Raw genomic sequence first — 16156 nt, 5'->3', positions numbered from 1 at the left:
GAGGATTCCGATGACCTTGCGCGCCGCGCTGTTCGTGTTCCTGGCCAGCCTGCTGGCGGGTTGCGTGACGTCTGGGAAGCAGGATCCCCTGAGCACCGCCAAGGGCCGTGAAGAGGCCCGCGACGCCTACATCCAGCTGGCCATCGGCTACCTGCAGAACGGCAATACCGAGCAGGCCAAGGTGCCGCTGCGCCAGGCCCTGGAGCTGGACTCCTCGAGCGCCGACGCCCACGCCGCGCTGGCCCTGGTCTACCAGCAGGAGATGGAGCCCAAGCTGTCCGAGCAGGAATACCGCAAGGCGTTGTCCTCGCGCTCGGATGCGCGCATCTGGAACAACTACGGCAGCTTCCTGTACGAACAGAAGCGCTACGACGAGGCCACCAATGCCTTCCAGAAGGCCGCCGAGGACAGCCTCTACCCGGAGCGCTCGCGGGTCTTCGAGAACCTCGGCCTGGTCAGCCTCCAGCTGAAGCAGCGCGAGCAGGCCAAGCAGTACTTCGAAAAGGCCCTGCGCCTGAACCGCCGGCAACCCAGCGCCTTGCTGGAAATGTCGCAGCTGTCCTACGACGATCGCCAGTACGTGCCGGCGCGCGACTACTACAACGAATACCTGAAGCAGGGACAGCAGAACGCCAAGAGCCTGCTGCTGGGCGTGCGGCTGGCCAGGGTCTTTGACGACAAGGACACCGCCGCCAGCTACGGCCTGCAGCTCAAGCGCCTGTATCCCGCATCCCCCGAATACCAGGCATACCAGGCAGAGAAATGATGAAGACGTCGCAGCCAGAAGTCGCCAGCACGAGCCGCGCCAATCCGGGTGAGGCCTTGCGCCAGGCGCGCGAGAGCCGGGGCTGGTCGACCTCGCAGGTGGCCGGTCAACTGAACCTCACCGAGAACTCCCTGCGCCAGCTGGAACTGGGCAATTTCGACAAGCTGCCGGGCCACACCTTCGCCCGCGGCTACGTGCGCGCCTACGCCAAGCTGCTGGGCATGGACCAGGCGCAGATGGTCAGCGCCTTCGACCAGTACACCGGCACCGACGCCACCGGCAGCAACGTGCAGAGCCTCGGCCGGGTGGCCGAGCCGATGCGCCTGTCGCGCAACCTGCTGCGCCTGTTCAGCCTGTTGCTGCTGGCCCTGCTGGTGGGCTTCGGCTACTTCTGGTGGCAGGAGCGCGCCGGGCGCAACCTCGCCGAGAACAGCGGCCTGAACCTGGAGCACGTCGAGGTCGAGAGCGCCGACGGCACCACCGAAGTGCACAGCCTCGACGAGCCCGAAGACCAGGCCGTCGCCGAGGACAAGGCCAGCGCGCCGAGCGAACCGGCTGGCGACAGCGGCGCCGCCGAGCCCGAACAGAATGCCGAGGCCCCGGCCAACCCGGCCGAGACCGCGCCCCAGGTGGCCGCCCCCGCCGCGCCGGCTGCTCCCGCCGCGCCGGCCGCCAACACCGCCGCCGTGCCTGCGACTCCGGCCGCTCCTGCCGCCCCGGCGGTTCCGGCCGCGCCCGCAGCCGAACCTGCTGCCCCGGCTGCCGCTCCGGTGGTGGCTTCGGCCGGCCAGGGCGTGGTCAAGGTGCAGTTCATCGCCGACTGCTGGACCCAGGTCACCGATGCCGACGGCAAGGTCCTGGTCAGCGCGCTCAAGCGCAAGGGCGACTCCATGGAAGTCGCCGCCAAGGTTCCCCTGGAGCTGCGCCTGGGCTTCGCCCGCGGCGCCCAGGTCAGCTACAACGGCCAGCCGGTCGACGTTTCGCCCTATTCCCGCGGCGAGACGGCACGCATGAAGTTGGGTGGTAACTAAAGATGCATTGCGCTTCTCCGATCAAACGCCGCCAGTCCCGCAAGATCTGGGTCGGCTCGGTGCCGGTGGGCGGTGACGCGCCCATCGCCGTACAGAGCATGACCAACACCGATACGCTGGACGTGGCCGCCACAGTCGCGCAGATCCGCCGCCTGGAAGACGCCGGCGCGGACATCGTGCGCGTTTCGGTGCCGGACATGGACGCGGCCGAGGCCTTCGGCAAGATCAAGCAGCAGGTCCGCGTGCCGCTGGTGGCCGACATCCACTTCGACTACAAGATCGCCCTGCGCGTGGCCGAGCTGGGCGTCGACTGCCTGCGCATCAACCCCGGCAACATCGGCCGCGAGGACCGCGTCAAGGCAGTGGTGGACGCGGCCCGCGACAAGAACATCCCGATCCGCATCGGCGTCAACGCCGGTTCGCTGGAGAAGGACCTGCAGAAGAAATACGGCGAGCCGACCCCCGAGGCCCTGCTGGAATCGGCCATGCGCCACGTCGAGCATCTCCAGCGCCTGGACTTCCAGAACTTCAAGGTCAGCGTGAAGGCCTCCGACGTGTTCATGGCCGTGGCGGCCTACCGCCTGCTGGCCAAGGAAATCGAGCAGCCGCTGCACCTGGGCATCACCGAGGCCGGGGGCCTGCGTTCGGGCACCGTGAAGTCCGCGGTGGGCCTGGGCATGCTGCTGGCCGAGGGCATCGGCGACACCATCCGCATCTCCCTGGCCGCCGACCCGGTGGAAGAGATCAAGGTCGGTTTCGACATCCTCAAGTCCCTGCACCTGCGCTCGCGCGGCATCAACTTCATCGCCTGCCCGAGCTGCTCGCGGCAGAACTTCGATGTGGTCAAGACCATGAACGAGCTCGAAGGCCGCCTCGAAGACCTGCTGGTGCCGATGGACGTGGCCGTGATCGGCTGCGTGGTCAACGGCCCGGGCGAGGCCAAGGAGGCCCACATCGGCCTCACCGGCGGCACGCCGAACAACCTCGTCTACATCGACGGCAAGCCGGCGCAGAAGCTGCAGAACGAAAACCTGGTGGATGAGCTGGAACGGCTGATCCGCGAAAAAGCGGCCGCCAAGGCCGAAGCCGACGCCGCCCTGATCGTGCGCGGCTGACCGCAACAAGGACAACATGTGAGCAAGTCCCTGCAAGCCATTCGTGGCATGAACGACATCCTGCCGGACCAGACCCCGGTATGGCGCTACCTGGAAAACACCTTCGCCGGCCTGCTGGAAGAATACGGCTACAGCGAAATCCGCCTGCCGATCATGGAGTTCACCGAACTCTTCGCCCGCGGCATCGGCGAAGGCACCGACGTGGTCGACAAGGAGATGTACACCTTCCTTGACCGCAACGAAGAGTCGCTGACGCTGCGCCCCGAAGGCACCGCGGGCACCGTGCGGGCCATGCTCGAACACGGCCTGACCGGCGGCGGCCAGGTGCAGAAACTCTGGTACACCGGGCCCATGTTCCGCTACGAGAAGCCGCAGAAGGGCCGCTACCGCCAGTTCCACCAGATCGGCGTGGAAGTCTTCAACCTGCCGGGGCCGGACATCGACGCCGAGCTGATCATCCTCACCTGGCGCCTGTGGCAGAAGCTGGGCATGGCCGACGCCGTGACTCTGCAGCTCAACACCCTGGGCTCCAGCGAGGCCCGCGCGCGCTACCGCGAAGCGCTGGTGGCCTACCTGCAGGAACGCTTCGAGCAGCTCGACGAAGACAGCCAGCGGCGCATGACCACCAACCCGCTGCGCATCCTCGACAGCAAGGTGGAAAGCACCCAGGCGCTGCTGGTCGGCGCGCCGACCCTGCACGACTACCTGGACGAAGAGTCGATCGCCCACTTCGAGGGCCTGAAGGCCCGCCTGGACGCGGTCGGCCTGCGCTACGAGATCAACCAGAAGCTGGTGCGCGGCCTGGACTACTACTGCCGCACCGCCTTCGAATGGGTCACCGACAAGCTCGGCGCCCAGGGCACCGTCTGCGGCGGGGGCCGCTACGACGGCCTGGTCGGCCAGTTCGGCGGCAAGCCGACGCCGGGCGTGGGCTTCGCCATGGGCGTGGAACGCCTGGTGCTGCTGCTGGAGACCCTGGGCGTGGTGCCCGCCGAGCTGAAGCGCCCGGCCGACGTCTACGTCTGCGCCTTCGGCGAGCCGGCCGAACTGGCCGCCCTGAGCCTGGCCGAGAAGCTGCGCGACGCCGTCCCCGGCATCCGCCTGCTGCTCAATGCCGGCGCCGGCAGCTTCAAGAGCCAGTTCAAGAAAGCCGACAAGAGCGGTGCCCAATTCGCCCTGATCCTGGGTGACGACGAACTGGCCGCGCGCGTGGTAGGTTTCAAGCCCCTGCGTGGCGAGGGTGAGCAACAGAACATAGCCTGGGAGGCTCTGCCCGAGCACCTGGCAGCCTGCATCCAGCGGGCCTGAGAATCGAGCGGATTAGGAGTATTGGGGTGACCACGCGTACCGAAGAAGAACAACTGGCGGATCTCAAGGACTGGTGGCAGCGCAACGGCATGCCCCTGCTCACCGGGGCCGCCCTGGCGCTGGTGGTGGTGTTCGGCTGGCAGGCCTGGAAGAAGTACCAGGCCAACCAGGCGCAGAACGCCTCCATCCTCTACCAGCAACTGGTCGAAGCCTCGCTGACGCCCTCCGGCCAGCCGGATACCGCGCGCGTCGCCGAGCTGGCCAACAAGCTGACCAGCGAGTACGGCGGTACCCACTACGCCCAGTACGGCCGCCTGTTCGTCGCCAAGGTGGCGGTGGACGCCGGCAAACTGGACGATGCCGCCAGCGAGCTGAAGGCCGTGGTCGACAAGCCGGTTGACGCCACGCTCGGCGAACTGGCCCGCCAGCGCCTGGCCCGTGTCCTGGCCGCCCAGGGCAAGGCCGAGGACGGCCTGAAGCTGCTCGAAGGCGACGCCGACAAGGCCTACGTCTCCAGCCGCGAAGAACTCAAGGGCGACCTGCTGGTGCAGCTCAAGCGCACCGACGACGCCCGCAGCGCCTACGAGAAGGCCAAGGCCGCCCTGCCGGAGGAAGCCGCTGCCGGCGCCCTGCAGGTGAAACTCGACGACCTCGCCAAGGGAGGTGCCTGAGATGCTGCGCTGGAAACATGCGGCGCTGCTGGCGCTGGCCCTGCTCGCGGTCGGTTGCAGCAGCAACAGCAAGAAGGAACTGCCGCCTGCGGAACTCACCGACTTCAAGGAAGAGGTGCGCCTGGACAAGCAGTGGAGCCGCTCGGTCGGTGACGGCCAGGGCGACCTCTACGAACTGCTGCAGCCGGCCGTGGACGGCTCCAGCATCTATGCCGCTTCCGCCGAAGGCCGCGTCATGGCCATGCAGCGCGAGAACGGCGACGTGCTCTGGAAACAGGACCTCGACCTGCCGATCTCCGGCGGTGTCGGCGTCGGTGGCGGCCTGGTGCTGCTCGGCACCCTGAAGGGCGACGTCATCGCCCTGAACGCCGCCAACGGTGAGCAGAAGTGGCGTACCCGCGTGCCCAGCGAAGTGCTGGCGGCGCCGGCCACCGACGGCGACGTGGTGATCGTGCAGACCCAGGACGACAAGCTGATCGCCCTCGACGCCAGCACCGGCAACCAGCGCTGGGTGTACGAGAACACAGTGCCCGTGCTGACCCTGCGCGGCACCGGCGCCCCCATCATCGCCGGGCGCATGGCCATCGCCGGCCTGGCCAGCGGCAAGGTGGTGGCGGTGGACGTGCAGCGTGGCCTGCCGATCTGGGAAACCCGCGTCGCCGTGCCCCAGGGCCGTTCCGAGCTGGACCGCGTGGTGGACATCGACGGCGGCCTGACCCTGGTCGACAACGTGATCTACGTAGCCAGCTACCAGGGCCGCGCCGCCGCCCTCGACCTAGCCAGCGGCCGGGTGATCTGGCAGCGCGAGGCCTCCAGCTACGCCGGCGTCGCCGAAGGCATCGGCAGCGTCTACGTCAGCGATGCCAGCGGCACCGTGGAGGCCCTGGACGGCCGCAGCTCGTCCTCGCTGTGGAGCAACGACGCCCTGGCGCGCCGCCAGCTGTCGGCCCCGGCGGTGTTTTCCAGCAACGTGGTGGTGGGCGACCTGGAAGGCTACGTGCACCTGCTGAGCCAGGTGGACGGCCGCTTCGTCGGCCGCGAGAAGGTCGACGGCGACGGCGTGCGCGTGCGCCCGCTGGTGGTCGACCGGTGGATGTACGTGTACGGCAACAGCGGAAAGCTGGTCGCCTTCACCATTCGCTAAGCTATGTTCTACCTGCCGGCCGCTGTTGGATGACGACAGCGGCCGGCGTGTTTTTTACGAATTCCTGAAATTTCCTGGAGAGCCGCATGGTTCCCGTAATCGCCCTGGTGGGCCGCCCCAACGTCGGCAAGTCCACCCTGTTCAACCGCCTGACCAAGACTCGCGACGCCATCGTCGCCGAGTACGCCGGCCTGACCCGCGATCGCCAGTACGGCGAGGCCAAGTGGCAGGGCAAGAAATTCATCGTCATCGATACCGGCGGCATCACCGGTGACGAGGAAGGCATCGACGCCAAGATGGCCGAGCAGTCGATGCAGGCGATCGAGGAAGCCGATGCGGTGCTGTTCATGGTCGACGCGCGCGCGGGCCTGACCGCCGCCGACGAGATGATCGCCGAGCACCTGCGCAAGCGGAACAAGCGCAGCTACCTGGTGGCCAACAAGATCGACACCGTCGATCCGGACATCGCCCGCGCCGAATTCAGCCCGCTGGGCCTGGGCGACGCCCTGACCATCGCCGCCGCCCACGGCCGCGGCATCACCCACATGCTGCAGACGGCCCTGGGCGAGATGTTCCAGCCCGAGCCCGAGGCGCCGGAAGACAACGACCTGCCGGACGAGCTGGAAGAAGTCGCCGAGGGCGAGGAAGCCAAGCGCATCCCCGGCCCGAGCGAGAAGGATGGCATCAAGATCGCCATCATCGGCCGCCCCAACGTCGGCAAGTCGACCCTGGTCAACCGCATGCTCGGCGAGGAGCGGGTGATCGTCTACGACCAGGCCGGCACCACCCGCGACAGCATCTACATCCCGTTCGAGCGCAACGAAGAGAAGTACACCCTGATCGACACCGCCGGCGTGCGCCGCCGCGGCAAGATCTTCGAGGCGGTGGAGAAGTTCTCGGTGGTGAAGACACTCCAGGCCATCCAGGACGCCAACGTGGTGATCTTCGTGATGGACGCCCGCGAGGGCGTGGTCGAGCACGACCTCAACCTGCTCGGCTTCGTGCTGGAGACCGGCCGCGCGCTGGTCATCGCGCTGAACAAGTGGGACGGCATGGAGTCGGGCGAGCGCGACTACGTCAAGACCGAACTGGAGCGCCGCCTGCTGTTCGTCGACTTCGCCGACATCCACTTCATCTCGGCGCTGCACGGCACCGGCGTGGGCCACCTGTACAAGTCGGTGCAGGAGTCGTTCCGCTCCGCCGTCACCCGCTGGCCCACCAGCAAGCTGACGCAGATCCTCGAGGACGCGGTGCAGACGCACCAGCCGCCGATGGTCAACGGCCGCCGCATCAAGCTGCGCTACGCCCACCTGGGCGGCGCCAACCCGCCGCTGATCGTGGTCCACGGCAACCAGACCGAAGCGGTGCCCAAGGCCTACACCCGCTACCTGGAGAAGACCTACCGGCGCGTGCTCAAGCTGGTCGGCACGCCGATCCGCATCGAGTACAAAGGCGGCGAGAACCCCTTCGAAGGCAAGAAGACCCAGCTCACCGAGCGCCAGGTCAACAAGAAGCGCCGGCTGATGTCGCACCACAAGAAGGCCGAAAAGAAAAAGAAAGACAAGAAGCGCTAGCCGCAAGCCTGAAGCTGGAAGCCGGAAGTAGGGCGCTTCCAGCTTCCAGCTTCCAGCTTTAAGCTAGGCAACCCCCTTCGCCTGCAGTCCTTCGCCATGCTCACCAGCAAACTGCCCAACGTCGGCACCACCATCTTCACCCGCATGTCGCAGCTCGCCGCCGAGTGTGGCGCGCTCAACCTGTCCCAGGGCTTCCCCGACTTCGACGGCCCCGCCGCCCTGCGCGAGGCGGTGGCCCGCCACGTCATGGCCGGGCACAACCAGTACTGCCCGATGACCGGCCTGCCGGCGCTGCGCGAGCAGGTGGCGGCCAAGGTCGCCGCCTTCTACGGGCGCAACGTCAGCGCCGATGCCGAAGTGACCATCACCCCCGGCGCCACCGAGGCGATCTTCTGCGCCGTGCAGGCGCTGATCCGCCCCGGCGACGAGGCCATCGTCCTCGACCCCTGCTACGACAGCTACGAACCCTCGGTGGAACTGGCCGGCGGCCGCTGCGTGCACGTGCCGCTGAACCTGCCGGACTTCCGCATCGACTGGCAGCGCCTGGCCGACGCCATCACCCCGCGCACCCGCCTGATCTTCCTCAACAGCCCGCACAACCCCAGCGGCGCGCTGATCGACCGCGCCGACCTGGACCGCCTGGCGGCGCTGATCCGCGAGCGCGAGATCTACGTCATCAGCGACGAAGTCTACGAGCACCTGATCTACGACGGTGTGCAGCACGCCAGCGTGCTGGCCCACGATGAACTCTATGCCCGGGCCTTCGTGGTCAGCTCCTTCGGCAAGACCTACCACGTCACCGGCTGGAAGACCGGCTACGTGGTGGCGCCGCAGGCTTTGTCGGCGGAAATGCGCAAGATCCACCAGTACGTGAACTTCTGCGGCGTCACCCCGCTGCAGTGGGCGCTGGCCGACTTCATGGCCGCGCACCCCGAGCACCTGCGCGAGCTGCCGGGCTTCTACCAGGCCAAGCGCGACCTGTTCTGCGACCTGCTGAACGGTTCGCGCTTCAGCTTCCAGCGCGCCGCCGGCACCTACTTCCAGGTGGTCGACTACTCGGCGATCCGCCCGGACCTGGACGACGTCGCCATGGCCGAGTGGCTGACCCGCGAACACGGCGTAGCCGCCATCCCGGTCTCGGTGTTCTACCAGCAGGCCCCGGCGGACATGCGCCTGGTGCGCTTCTGCTTCGCCAAGAAAGAGGAGACGCTGCGCCAGGCGGCGGACAAGCTATGCGCGATCTGAGCCAACTGCCCGACCTGAACCTGGCCCTGGTGCAGACCACCCTGGCCTGGCACGACGCGCCAGCCAACCGCGCGCACTTCGACGCGCTGCTGGAACAGGCCCGCGGCACCGACATCGTCATCCTCCCGGAGATGTTCACCACCGGCTTCTCCATGGACTCCGAGGCCCTGGCCGAGGCGGAGGAGGGCGAGACCTACGCCTGGCTGCGCCACCAGGCCGCGCGCCTGGACGCCGTGGTGACCGGCAGCGTGATCGTCCGCGCCGCCGACGGCAGCCACCGCAACCGCCTGCTCTGGGCCCGCCCGGACGGCGAGATCCTGCACTACGACAAGCGCCACCTGTTCCGCATGGCCGGCGAGCACAAGCACTACACGCCGGGCGAGCGCCAGGTGCTGCTGGAGTGGAAGGGCTGGCGGGTGCGTCCGCTGGTCTGCTACGACCTGCGCTTCCCGGCCTGGAGCCGCGACGCCCAGGACACCGACCTGCTGCTCTACACCGCCAACTGGCCGGCCGCCCGGCGCCTGCACTGGAACCGCCTGCTGCCGGCGCGGGCCATCGAGAACCTGTGCTACGTGGCGGCGGTGAACCGCGTGGGCGAGGACGGCAAGGGCCACGCCTATGCCGGCGACAGCCAGGTGCTGGACTTCCAGGGCGAAGCGCTGCTGGAAGCGGCCAACGGCGACGGTGTGTTCCACGCCAGCCTCTCGGCCCAGGCGCTGGCCGCCTACCGCGAACGCTTCCCGGCCTACCTCGACGCCGACCGCTTCGTCATCGAGCCCTGAGGCTGTAGGCAGACGCTTTTCGTAGGATGGTGTTGAGCGAAGCGATACCCATCGCCCCGCTCGACTGCACGCCGTCCCTGTCGACGCAATCGCTGGGCCTGCTCCGTGCCTCCCTGTAATTGGATGGACTCACCCTCACCAAGGCGTCGAGGCGCCACGGTGGCGGTCTAAGAAGCCACCGACAGTGAGGGTGAGTCCATGAAAAAGCATACGACGATGAATAAGCCGGTGTCTGCAACCGATGTATCGGTGTGCACGACAGTCGCCGTGGATCTGGCGAAAAAGGTCTTCCAGGTGGCGGGGGAAGACGCCCTGGGTCAACTGGCGTACGAACAGCGAATCAAGTCGCGTGAAGCGTTTCAGGTGTTTCTGCAGAAGCTGCCGGAGGGCGTGACGGTGCTGATGGAGACCGGCCCTGGAGCACAAGCCTGGGCCCGGCTGCTGCAGGCGCAGGGCAACCCGGTGCGTATCCTGCCGGCCCAGCGGGTGGCCGAGCACCGGAGCGGAGCGAAGAATGATCGCAATGATGCCCACGCCATTCTGCGGGCGGGCCGGGATAGCAGTATCGCGTCGGTGCCGGTGAAGAGCGTCGCGGCGCTGGCGATGCAGGCCTGGCACCGTGTCCGGCGGGGCTATGTGCAGCGGCGCACCGCCATGGGCAATCAGATCCGCGGGCTGCTGCTGGAGCAGGGCATCGCCCTGGCGCAGGGGGATGTGGGCTTGAAGCAAGGTGTCACCCGGGTGCTGGAAGACGCCAGCCAGCCGTTGCCGGCGCTGCTGCGCGAGCTGATCGACGAGATGCTGAACGAATGGCAACGGCTGGGCGAGCGTATCGCCGCGCTGACCGGGCGTCTGGAAGCCTGTGCCGCCGCCGACCCGACAGCGAAACGGCTGATGACGGTACGTGGTATCGGTCCGATCACGGCTACGGCTTTGCTGGCCAAACAGGTCGAGCCGGAACGTTTCGCCAATGCGCGTCAGTTCGCTGCCTACTTCGGCATCGTGCCCGACCAGCACAGCAGCGGGCAGAAGGTAAGGCTGGGCAAGATGACCAAACGTGGCGACGCCTATGTGCGCAGCCTGATGGTGGTGGGCTCGCATGCGGTGTTGAAGCAACTGCGGCCCGATTCCGAACACCCGGATGATCGGCGCCTGCAGCGCTGGCTACAACGTCTGGGGCGCAAGGGCGCAGCAGTGCGACTGGCCAACCGCAACCTGCGTATCGCCTGGGTGCTGCTGTGCAGCGAACAAACCTACCAGCGCAAGCCGAATGCTTGCCGGGAGATGGAAATGAGCCACTGATCAACGAGTTCCCGCCAACGGGGCGCCAAGTCGCTCCAACCCTTGCTGAAGAACATTGACCCCTGGTCAGACCGTCGCGGATCGATGCCTACGCTCCTACCGGCCTTCGAGGCCTCTTTGTAATCGGCATTCCGCGGGCTTACCCAATGTTGGCCAGAAGCCCGACGTGGCTTCCTCGAACAGGCCTAATACATAGATGCAGTCGGGTTTTCATGTTCAAAAGCGGGTTGACGGTGGGGGTGAGTCCATACATAGGAGCGGGCCCTGCCCGCGAATCGCGCGCAGGGCGCACTCCTACAGGTTGATGCCGAACCTTGCAATGCCGGACAGCCCCCTCTCCCGCTTGCGGGAGAGGAGCGGCGTAACCCACAACACGGTTGTCGCCGGTAATCACCATTCGCGAGCAAGCTCGCTCCTAGCGCATGAGCGAGCATGGCTTTTCGTAGGATGGTGTTGAGCGAAGCGATACCCATCAGCGCAACCGCATGGGTTTCGCAAGCTCAACCCATCCTACGAAGAGCGCCTTGGTGCGGCCCGCAAGACAGTTGCTCCTACAGGCGAAATGCCATGCCTCGCGCCCCTGTAGGAGCGGACTCCGTCCGCGATTCGACCGTCAGGACGCCGCCAGCAACCCCTCGATACGCCGATGCAGGTTGCCCAGCGGCGTGAAGTGCGCCGGATCGATGTGGTTGGAATTCTGCTCCAGCTGCACCAGGCGCATGCCGCCGGCGACCTGCCCGCGCAGTTCCTCGTAGGCGGCGATGACCTCTTCCGCCAGGGCGCGGGCGTGCTCCGGCACCTGATCCAGGCTGTAGCGCCTGACCCGGGCGTTGTCGTAGTAGCCGGCGGCCTCGCCCAGGTCGACGCCCAGCCATGCGCCGGTGTCGCGCAGCACCGCCTCGCCGAGGTCCTCGTGGAACACCGCCCTGACCGAGGGCAGGTTGCGCAGGAAGCGGATGTACAGCGCCATTACCTGCAGGAAGCTCTTGAGTACCGTGTCGTAGCCGGCCGCCTCGTCGCCGTTCAGCTCGGCCAGGCCGCGGGTCGACATGAGCACGTCGATGGGGTTGCGGAAGGTGAAGACGTAGTGCGAGCGGTAGAAATACCGGCAATGGAATTCGAACAACTGCTGGCAGGTGCGCGCGGCTTCGTGGGGATTGACCACGATCTTGCTGCCGACGTAGCGGTGGTGCCGGGCGAGCCGGGCCAGGTAGTGGTGCCAGGGGGCGTCTTGCTGGAACAGCGGCGGGCAGAAGCTGCTCTTGTTCTCCTGGTTGCCCCAGGACCTGTGCATGGCGTTGTAGCGCGCGGCGAAGTCCGGGGTGCCCAGGTCGTCCTGCAACGCCGGTTCGCCGAGGAGGAAGATCTCCGGCGAGCTGTTCAGCGCGTTCTGGAAGACGGTGGTGCCGCTGCGCGCCGCGCCGATGACGAACAGGCCGCGGTCGTCTGGCACCGCGATGTCGGCGGTTTCCGTCAGGAGCGATTCTTCGCGCTGCGGGTTGGACTTCAGAACCTGCCAGAGGCGTTGCGGCGTGGACAGCATTCTCTGCTCCATTTTTCTTCTTGTCGGGGGAGATGCGCAGCAGAGAGTACGGGGCCATGGGAGGCCGCGGCAAGTCTCCGCGGCCACCCGGCGGGCGCCTCAATAGGCGCTCGCCGCATCCAGCCGGTGGATATCCTCCTGGCTCAGTTGCAGCCGCGTCGCCGCGACCAGGTCCGGCAACTGCTCGAGGTTGGAGGCGCTGGCGATGGGAGCGGTGATGCCGGGGCGGGCGATCAGCCAGGCCAGGGCCACCTGGGCCGGGGTAGCGTCGTATTCCTCGGCCACTTCGTCCAGGGCCACGAGGATGGTCACGCCGCGCTCGTTCAGGTAGCCCTTGACCTTGTCCGCCCGCGCCGGGCTCTTGTCCAGGTCGGCTTCGCTGCGGTACTTGCCGCTGAGGAAGCCGCCGGCCAGGCCGTAGTAGGGGATGACGCCGATGCCCAGTTCGCGCACCGTCGGTTCCAGGCGCGTCTCGTAGTCGGCGCGGTCGTAGAGGTTGTAGTTCGGCTGCAGGCTCTGGTAGCTGGGCATGTGCAGGTGCTCGGCCACCTCGCGGGCCTCGCGCAGGCGCCGGCCGTCGTAGTTGGAGGCGCCGATGACGCGCACCTTGCCCTTCTTCACCAGCTCGGCGTAGGCGCCGAGGGTTTCCTCCAGGGAAGTGTGGGTGTCGTCGCAGTGGGATTGGTAGAGGTCGATGTAATCGGTCTGCAGGCGCTGCAACGAGTGCTCCACGGCCTGTTCGATATACGCGGCGGAAAGGCCCTTGTGGCCGTTGCCCATGTCCATGCCGACCTTGGTGGCGATGATCATCTTGCTACGGTTGCCGCGCTGCTTCATCCACTTGCCGATGATGGCCTCGGACTCGCCGCCCTTGTGCCCGGGCACCCAGCGCGAGTAAACGTCGGCGGTGTCGATGCAGTTCAGCCCGGCGTCCAGCAGGGCGTCGAGCAGGCGGAAGGAAGTCGCCTCGTCGGCGCTCCAGCCGAAGACGTTGCCGCCGAACACCAGCGGCGGAATGGCCAGCCCGGAGTGGCCCAGTTCGCGAGAGTTCACCTGTCACTTCTCCATACTGCGGTGTGGTTGAACCAGCATAGACCCTAGGAGAAGGTTGACAGCCAAGTCCGACGTTGAGCATATTCGGTGCCTGATTCGCGCAACGGACTTCCCATGTTCGCCAACTCCGACCACTCGCTGCCGCTCCCGGGCTCTTTCGCCCCGGCCTGCGCGTGCGTCGCCGTTGCCAAGAAATCGAAGAAACAGTCGCTCATTTGACCGGGGCGCGCTGTCCCGTCAGATGGGCTGACAGGACAACCAGGCGCCAGGTCGATCTTCCCCCGCTTGCATCCCGCACCCTCCCTGACGGCGACCAGACGGTCAGCCACAAGGAGTTTTCGCATGTCTACGTTTCGTGGGATCTGGGTGGCCCTGGCCACGCCCTTGCGTGCCGGGGAAATCGACTTCGCCGCCCTGCGCGGCCTGGTGGGCAGCTTGCTGGAGGACGGCGTCGCCGGCTTCGTGGTCTGCGGCACCACCGGCGAGGCCGCCGCGCTCAGCCATGAGGAGCAACTGGCGGTGCTCGACGCCGTACTGCAGTGGGTGCCGCCGCAGCAGGTGATCATGGGCCTGGCCGGCAACAACCAGCGCGAGCTGCTGGCCTTCCAGCGGGAAATCCAGCGCCGCCCCGTGGCCGGTCTGCTGGTGCCGGCGCCTTACTACATCCGCCCGTCGCAGCAGGGCCTGGAGGCGTTCTTCCAGACCGTGGCCGACGCCGCCAGCGTTCCCGTGGTGCTCTACGACATCCCCTACCGCACCGGCGTGCGCATTGAGCGCGAGACCCTGCGGCGCATAGTCCGCCACCCACGCATCGCCGCGGTCAAGGATTGCAGTGGCGACTTCGAGACCACCCTGGCGCTGATCGCCGACGGCGACGTCGAAGTGCTGGCCGGCGAGGACCTGCAGATCTTCGCCAACCTGTGCCTGGGCGGCGCGGGGGCCATCTCCGCGTCCGCCCACGTGCGCGCCGACCTCTACGTGCGCATGCAGCGCCAGGCGGAGGCGGGCGACCTGGCCGGCGCGCGGGGCACCTTCCTGCGCCTGCTGCCGTGGATGCAGGCCGCCTTCGCCGAGCCCAACCCGGCGCCGCTGAAGGCCGCCCTGGCCTTGCAGGGGCTGATCGCCGACGAGCTGCGCGAGCCCATGCAGCCTTGCTCGGCGGGCACCGTCGAGCGTCTGCGCGGCGTGCTGGCGGCGCTGGCCGACTAGGCGGGGAGGGCCGCCGGCGGGGCTTTGCTCTATGATGGCGGCCTGTCTCACCGGGAATACGAAAAATGTCCGACGAAACCCTCTACCTGCTGGACCAGCTCGAACTGACCGACATGCTCGAACTGGACGGCCTGCACGCCTGGGAATTCAGCCTCGACGAAGACCTGCTGGACCGCGCCGAGATCGCCGCCGAAGCCGGCCAGGCCTTCGCCAGCGAAGACGTGGTGCTGCGCGTGGAGGTGGTCGACGGCCGTGACAAGCGGCGCTGGCAGTTCACCTACAACGAGGTGATGGAAGCCCAGTACGAGGCCAGCGACGACAGCTGGACGCTGCAATCCGACGGCAGCGAGCACCGCCTGCGTTGCCTGGGCGCGGTGAGCGCCAGCGGCGACGACGAATAGCATTCCCCTGGCTGGCCGGTGGGCGCTTCCGGGCGATCGGTAGTTCGAGTGGCCTGTAGTGTGTTGTAGTATGTTGTAGCGATACATATTACAACCGAGGTGCCCCATGCCCGTGATGTCCCTGCGTCTGTCGGACGATCAGTCCGATACCCTCGCGAGGCTTGCCCAGGCGACCGGCCGCAGCAAGAACTTCCTCGCCGCCCAGGCACTGGACGAATACCTCGCCCGGGAAGCCTGGCAGATCGGCGAAATCCAGCAGGCCATCGTAGAGGCCGATGCCGGTGACTTCGCCAGCGAGGCGGAAGTCGAAGCGGTACTGCACAAGTGGACGCGCAATGCAGGTTGAGTGGCTGCGCAAAGCGCTGCAGAACCTCGACGACGAAGCCGCCTATCTCGCCCAGCACAATCCGGCCGCCGCACGCGACTTCGTCGCTGCGGTGTTCGACGACATCGCACAACTGGCCCTCCACCCCGCGATGGGGCGCGAGGGACGCGTACCCGGCACCCGCGAATGGCCCATGCCTGGCCACCCTTACCTGATCCCCTATCGCGTTCGTGACGGGAAGCTGCAGATCCTGCGCATCTTCCACACCCGGCGCCTGCCTCCCGAGCGGTGGTAGCCCGGCAAGCGTGCTGCGGAGAAAGTTACAAGCGAAAACGCTGGAGAACGCTTGAGGCAGAATGCTCTTCGTAGCCATGCCGATGGGTATCGCAAGCTCAACCCATCCTACGGAAAGCGCCATGCCTCCCGGCGGGTTGTAGCGGGCCCTGCCCGCGAATCGCGCGCAGGGCGCGCTCCTACAGGGGAATGGTGCGGGTGGGGCAGCGCAGGAGCGGATCTCATCCGCGATCCGCGCCGGGACGTCCGGTCATCGCGGACAAGGTCCGCTCCTACGCCTCCGGCAAACACCACACCCCGTAGGATGGGTTGAGCGAAGCGATACCCATCACCAGGGTCCGGTGGGTATCGCAAGCTCAACCCATCCTACGGAAAGCGCCATGCCTCCCGGCG

At 67.2% G+C, this 16156-nt stretch carries 16 protein-coding genes; 14 read left to right on the top strand and 2 right to left on the bottom strand.

The window, feature by feature from the left end; all coding sequences use genetic code 11:
- Positions 1-10 precede the first annotated feature (10 nt).
- The 10 genes from pilW to PcP3B5_RS24145 all read left to right on the top strand — a co-directional run bounded on the left by pilW (position 11) and on the right by PcP3B5_RS24145 (position 10938).
- Positions 11-766, top strand: coding sequence for a type IV pilus biogenesis/stability protein PilW (gene pilW / locus PcP3B5_RS24190; RefSeq protein ID WP_009616172.1), 756 nt, complete (start codon positions 11-13; stop codon positions 764-766).
- A complete protein-coding gene (locus PcP3B5_RS24185; RefSeq protein WP_009616173.1) occupies positions 763-1797 on the top strand; it encodes a helix-turn-helix domain-containing protein in 1035 nt (344 codons plus the stop codon). The genes pilW and PcP3B5_RS24185 overlap by 4 nt, the downstream gene beginning before the upstream one ends.
- Positions 1798-1799: 2 nt before the next feature.
- On the top strand, positions 1800-2912 hold the full coding sequence (gene ispG / locus PcP3B5_RS24180) for a flavodoxin-dependent (E)-4-hydroxy-3-methylbut-2-enyl-diphosphate synthase (protein ID WP_009616174.1): 1113 nt from the start codon (positions 1800-1802) through the stop codon (positions 2910-2912).
- A gap of 18 nt (positions 2913-2930) precedes the next feature.
- Positions 2931-4220 (top strand): histidine--tRNA ligase, encoded by a 1290-nt coding sequence (hisS, locus tag PcP3B5_RS24175; RefSeq protein ID WP_043271459.1) that lies wholly within the window; start codon positions 2931-2933, stop codon positions 4218-4220.
- A 26-nt stretch (positions 4221-4246) separates the two neighbouring features.
- Complete coding sequence (locus PcP3B5_RS24170; RefSeq protein WP_009616176.1) at positions 4247-4891, top strand: YfgM family protein; 645 nt, start codon at positions 4247-4249, stop codon at positions 4889-4891.
- 1 nt (position 4892) lies between these two features.
- A complete protein-coding gene (bamB, locus tag PcP3B5_RS24165; protein WP_145923944.1) occupies positions 4893-6035 on the top strand; it encodes an outer membrane protein assembly factor BamB in 1143 nt (380 codons plus the stop codon).
- Positions 6036-6121: 86 nt separating this feature from the next.
- Positions 6122-7609 (top strand): ribosome biogenesis GTPase Der, encoded by a 1488-nt coding sequence (gene der / locus PcP3B5_RS24160; protein ID WP_009616178.1) that lies wholly within the window; start codon positions 6122-6124, stop codon positions 7607-7609.
- A 96-nt stretch (positions 7610-7705) separates the two neighbouring features.
- On the top strand, positions 7706-8854 hold the full coding sequence (locus tag PcP3B5_RS24155; protein ID WP_061562612.1) for a pyridoxal phosphate-dependent aminotransferase: 1149 nt from the start codon (positions 7706-7708) through the stop codon (positions 8852-8854).
- Positions 8842-9636, top strand: a complete 795-nt coding sequence (locus tag PcP3B5_RS24150) for an amidohydrolase (RefSeq protein WP_061562611.1) — start codon at positions 8842-8844, stop codon at positions 9634-9636. Before PcP3B5_RS24155 ends, PcP3B5_RS24150 begins: the two co-directional genes overlap by 13 nt.
- A gap of 198 nt (positions 9637-9834) precedes the next feature.
- A complete protein-coding gene (locus tag PcP3B5_RS24145) occupies positions 9835-10938 on the top strand; it encodes an IS110 family RNA-guided transposase (protein ID WP_061561966.1) in 1104 nt (367 codons plus the stop codon).
- 613 nt (positions 10939-11551) lie between these two features.
- On the opposite strand, the gene PcP3B5_RS24140 is transcribed toward PcP3B5_RS24145, so the two are convergent.
- Both PcP3B5_RS24140 and PcP3B5_RS24135 read right to left on the bottom strand, forming a co-directional pair.
- Complete coding sequence (locus tag PcP3B5_RS24140) at positions 11552-12493, bottom strand: sulfotransferase (RefSeq protein WP_082816412.1); 942 nt, start codon at positions 12491-12493, stop codon at positions 11552-11554.
- 87 nt (positions 12494-12580) lie between these two features.
- Positions 12581-13534 carry an aldo/keto reductase gene (locus PcP3B5_RS24135; RefSeq protein WP_061562609.1) on the bottom strand — a complete coding sequence of 318 codons (954 nt, stop codon included), beginning with the start codon at positions 13532-13534 and terminating at the stop codon, positions 12581-12583.
- 342 nt (positions 13535-13876) lie between these two features.
- Here PcP3B5_RS24135 and dapA point away from each other — a divergent pair, with 342 nt between their 5' ends.
- From dapA to PcP3B5_RS24115, 4 genes are all read left to right on the top strand, one after another.
- Positions 13877-14743, top strand: coding sequence for a 4-hydroxy-tetrahydrodipicolinate synthase (gene dapA, locus PcP3B5_RS24130; protein WP_061562608.1), 867 nt, complete (start codon positions 13877-13879; stop codon positions 14741-14743).
- Between the two features lie 65 nt (positions 14744-14808).
- Complete coding sequence (locus PcP3B5_RS24125; protein WP_043315869.1) at positions 14809-15144, top strand: DUF5629 family protein; 336 nt, start codon at positions 14809-14811, stop codon at positions 15142-15144.
- Positions 15145-15250: 106 nt separating this feature from the next.
- Complete coding sequence (locus PcP3B5_RS24120) at positions 15251-15490, top strand: CopG family ribbon-helix-helix protein (RefSeq protein WP_009616186.1); 240 nt, start codon at positions 15251-15253, stop codon at positions 15488-15490.
- On the top strand, positions 15480-15764 hold the full coding sequence (locus tag PcP3B5_RS24115) for a type II toxin-antitoxin system RelE/ParE family toxin (RefSeq protein ID WP_009616187.1): 285 nt from the start codon (positions 15480-15482) through the stop codon (positions 15762-15764). The genes PcP3B5_RS24120 and PcP3B5_RS24115 overlap by 11 nt, the downstream gene beginning before the upstream one ends.
- The last annotated feature ends 392 nt before the right edge of the window (positions 15765-16156 follow it).

The organism is Pseudomonas citronellolis, from assembly GCF_001586155.1.
Lineage (GTDB): Bacteria > Pseudomonadota > Gammaproteobacteria > Pseudomonadales > Pseudomonadaceae > Pseudomonas > Pseudomonas citronellolis.
The sequence above is the reverse complement of the archived record's forward strand: the minus strand, read 5'-3'. Positions and strand labels throughout refer to the sequence as shown.

What these genes read in the sequence shown, in the direction of transcription:
- pilW (WP_009616172.1), top strand. Translation starts at nt 11, where the DNA reads ATGACCTTGCGCGCCGCGCTGTTCGTGTTCCTGGCCAGCCTGCTGGCG.
- PcP3B5_RS24185 (WP_009616173.1), top strand. Translation starts at nt 763, where the DNA reads ATGATGAAGACGTCGCAGCCAGAAGTCGCCAGCACGAGCCGCGCCAAT.
- ispG (WP_009616174.1), top strand. Translation starts at nt 1,800, where the DNA reads ATGCATTGCGCTTCTCCGATCAAACGCCGCCAGTCCCGCAAGATCTGG.
- bamB (WP_145923944.1), top strand. Translation starts at nt 4,893, where the DNA reads ATGCTGCGCTGGAAACATGCGGCGCTGCTGGCGCTGGCCCTGCTCGCG.
- der (WP_009616178.1), top strand. Translation starts at nt 6,122, where the DNA reads ATGGTTCCCGTAATCGCCCTGGTGGGCCGCCCCAACGTCGGCAAGTCC.
- PcP3B5_RS24155 (WP_061562612.1), top strand. Translation starts at nt 7,706, where the DNA reads ATGCTCACCAGCAAACTGCCCAACGTCGGCACCACCATCTTCACCCGC.
- PcP3B5_RS24150 (WP_061562611.1), top strand. Translation starts at nt 8,842, where the DNA reads ATGCGCGATCTGAGCCAACTGCCCGACCTGAACCTGGCCCTGGTGCAG.
- PcP3B5_RS24145 (WP_061561966.1), top strand. Translation starts at nt 9,835, where the DNA reads ATGAAAAAGCATACGACGATGAATAAGCCGGTGTCTGCAACCGATGTA.
- PcP3B5_RS24140 (WP_082816412.1), bottom strand. Translation starts at nt 12,493, where the DNA reads ATGGAGCAGAGAATGCTGTCCACGCCGCAACGCCTCTGGCAGGTTCTG.
- dapA (WP_061562608.1), top strand. Translation starts at nt 13,877, where the DNA reads ATGTCTACGTTTCGTGGGATCTGGGTGGCCCTGGCCACGCCCTTGCGT.
- PcP3B5_RS24125 (WP_043315869.1), top strand. Translation starts at nt 14,809, where the DNA reads ATGTCCGACGAAACCCTCTACCTGCTGGACCAGCTCGAACTGACCGAC.
- PcP3B5_RS24120 (WP_009616186.1), top strand. Translation starts at nt 15,251, where the DNA reads ATGCCCGTGATGTCCCTGCGTCTGTCGGACGATCAGTCCGATACCCTC.
- PcP3B5_RS24115 (WP_009616187.1), top strand. Translation starts at nt 15,480, where the DNA reads ATGCAGGTTGAGTGGCTGCGCAAAGCGCTGCAGAACCTCGACGACGAA.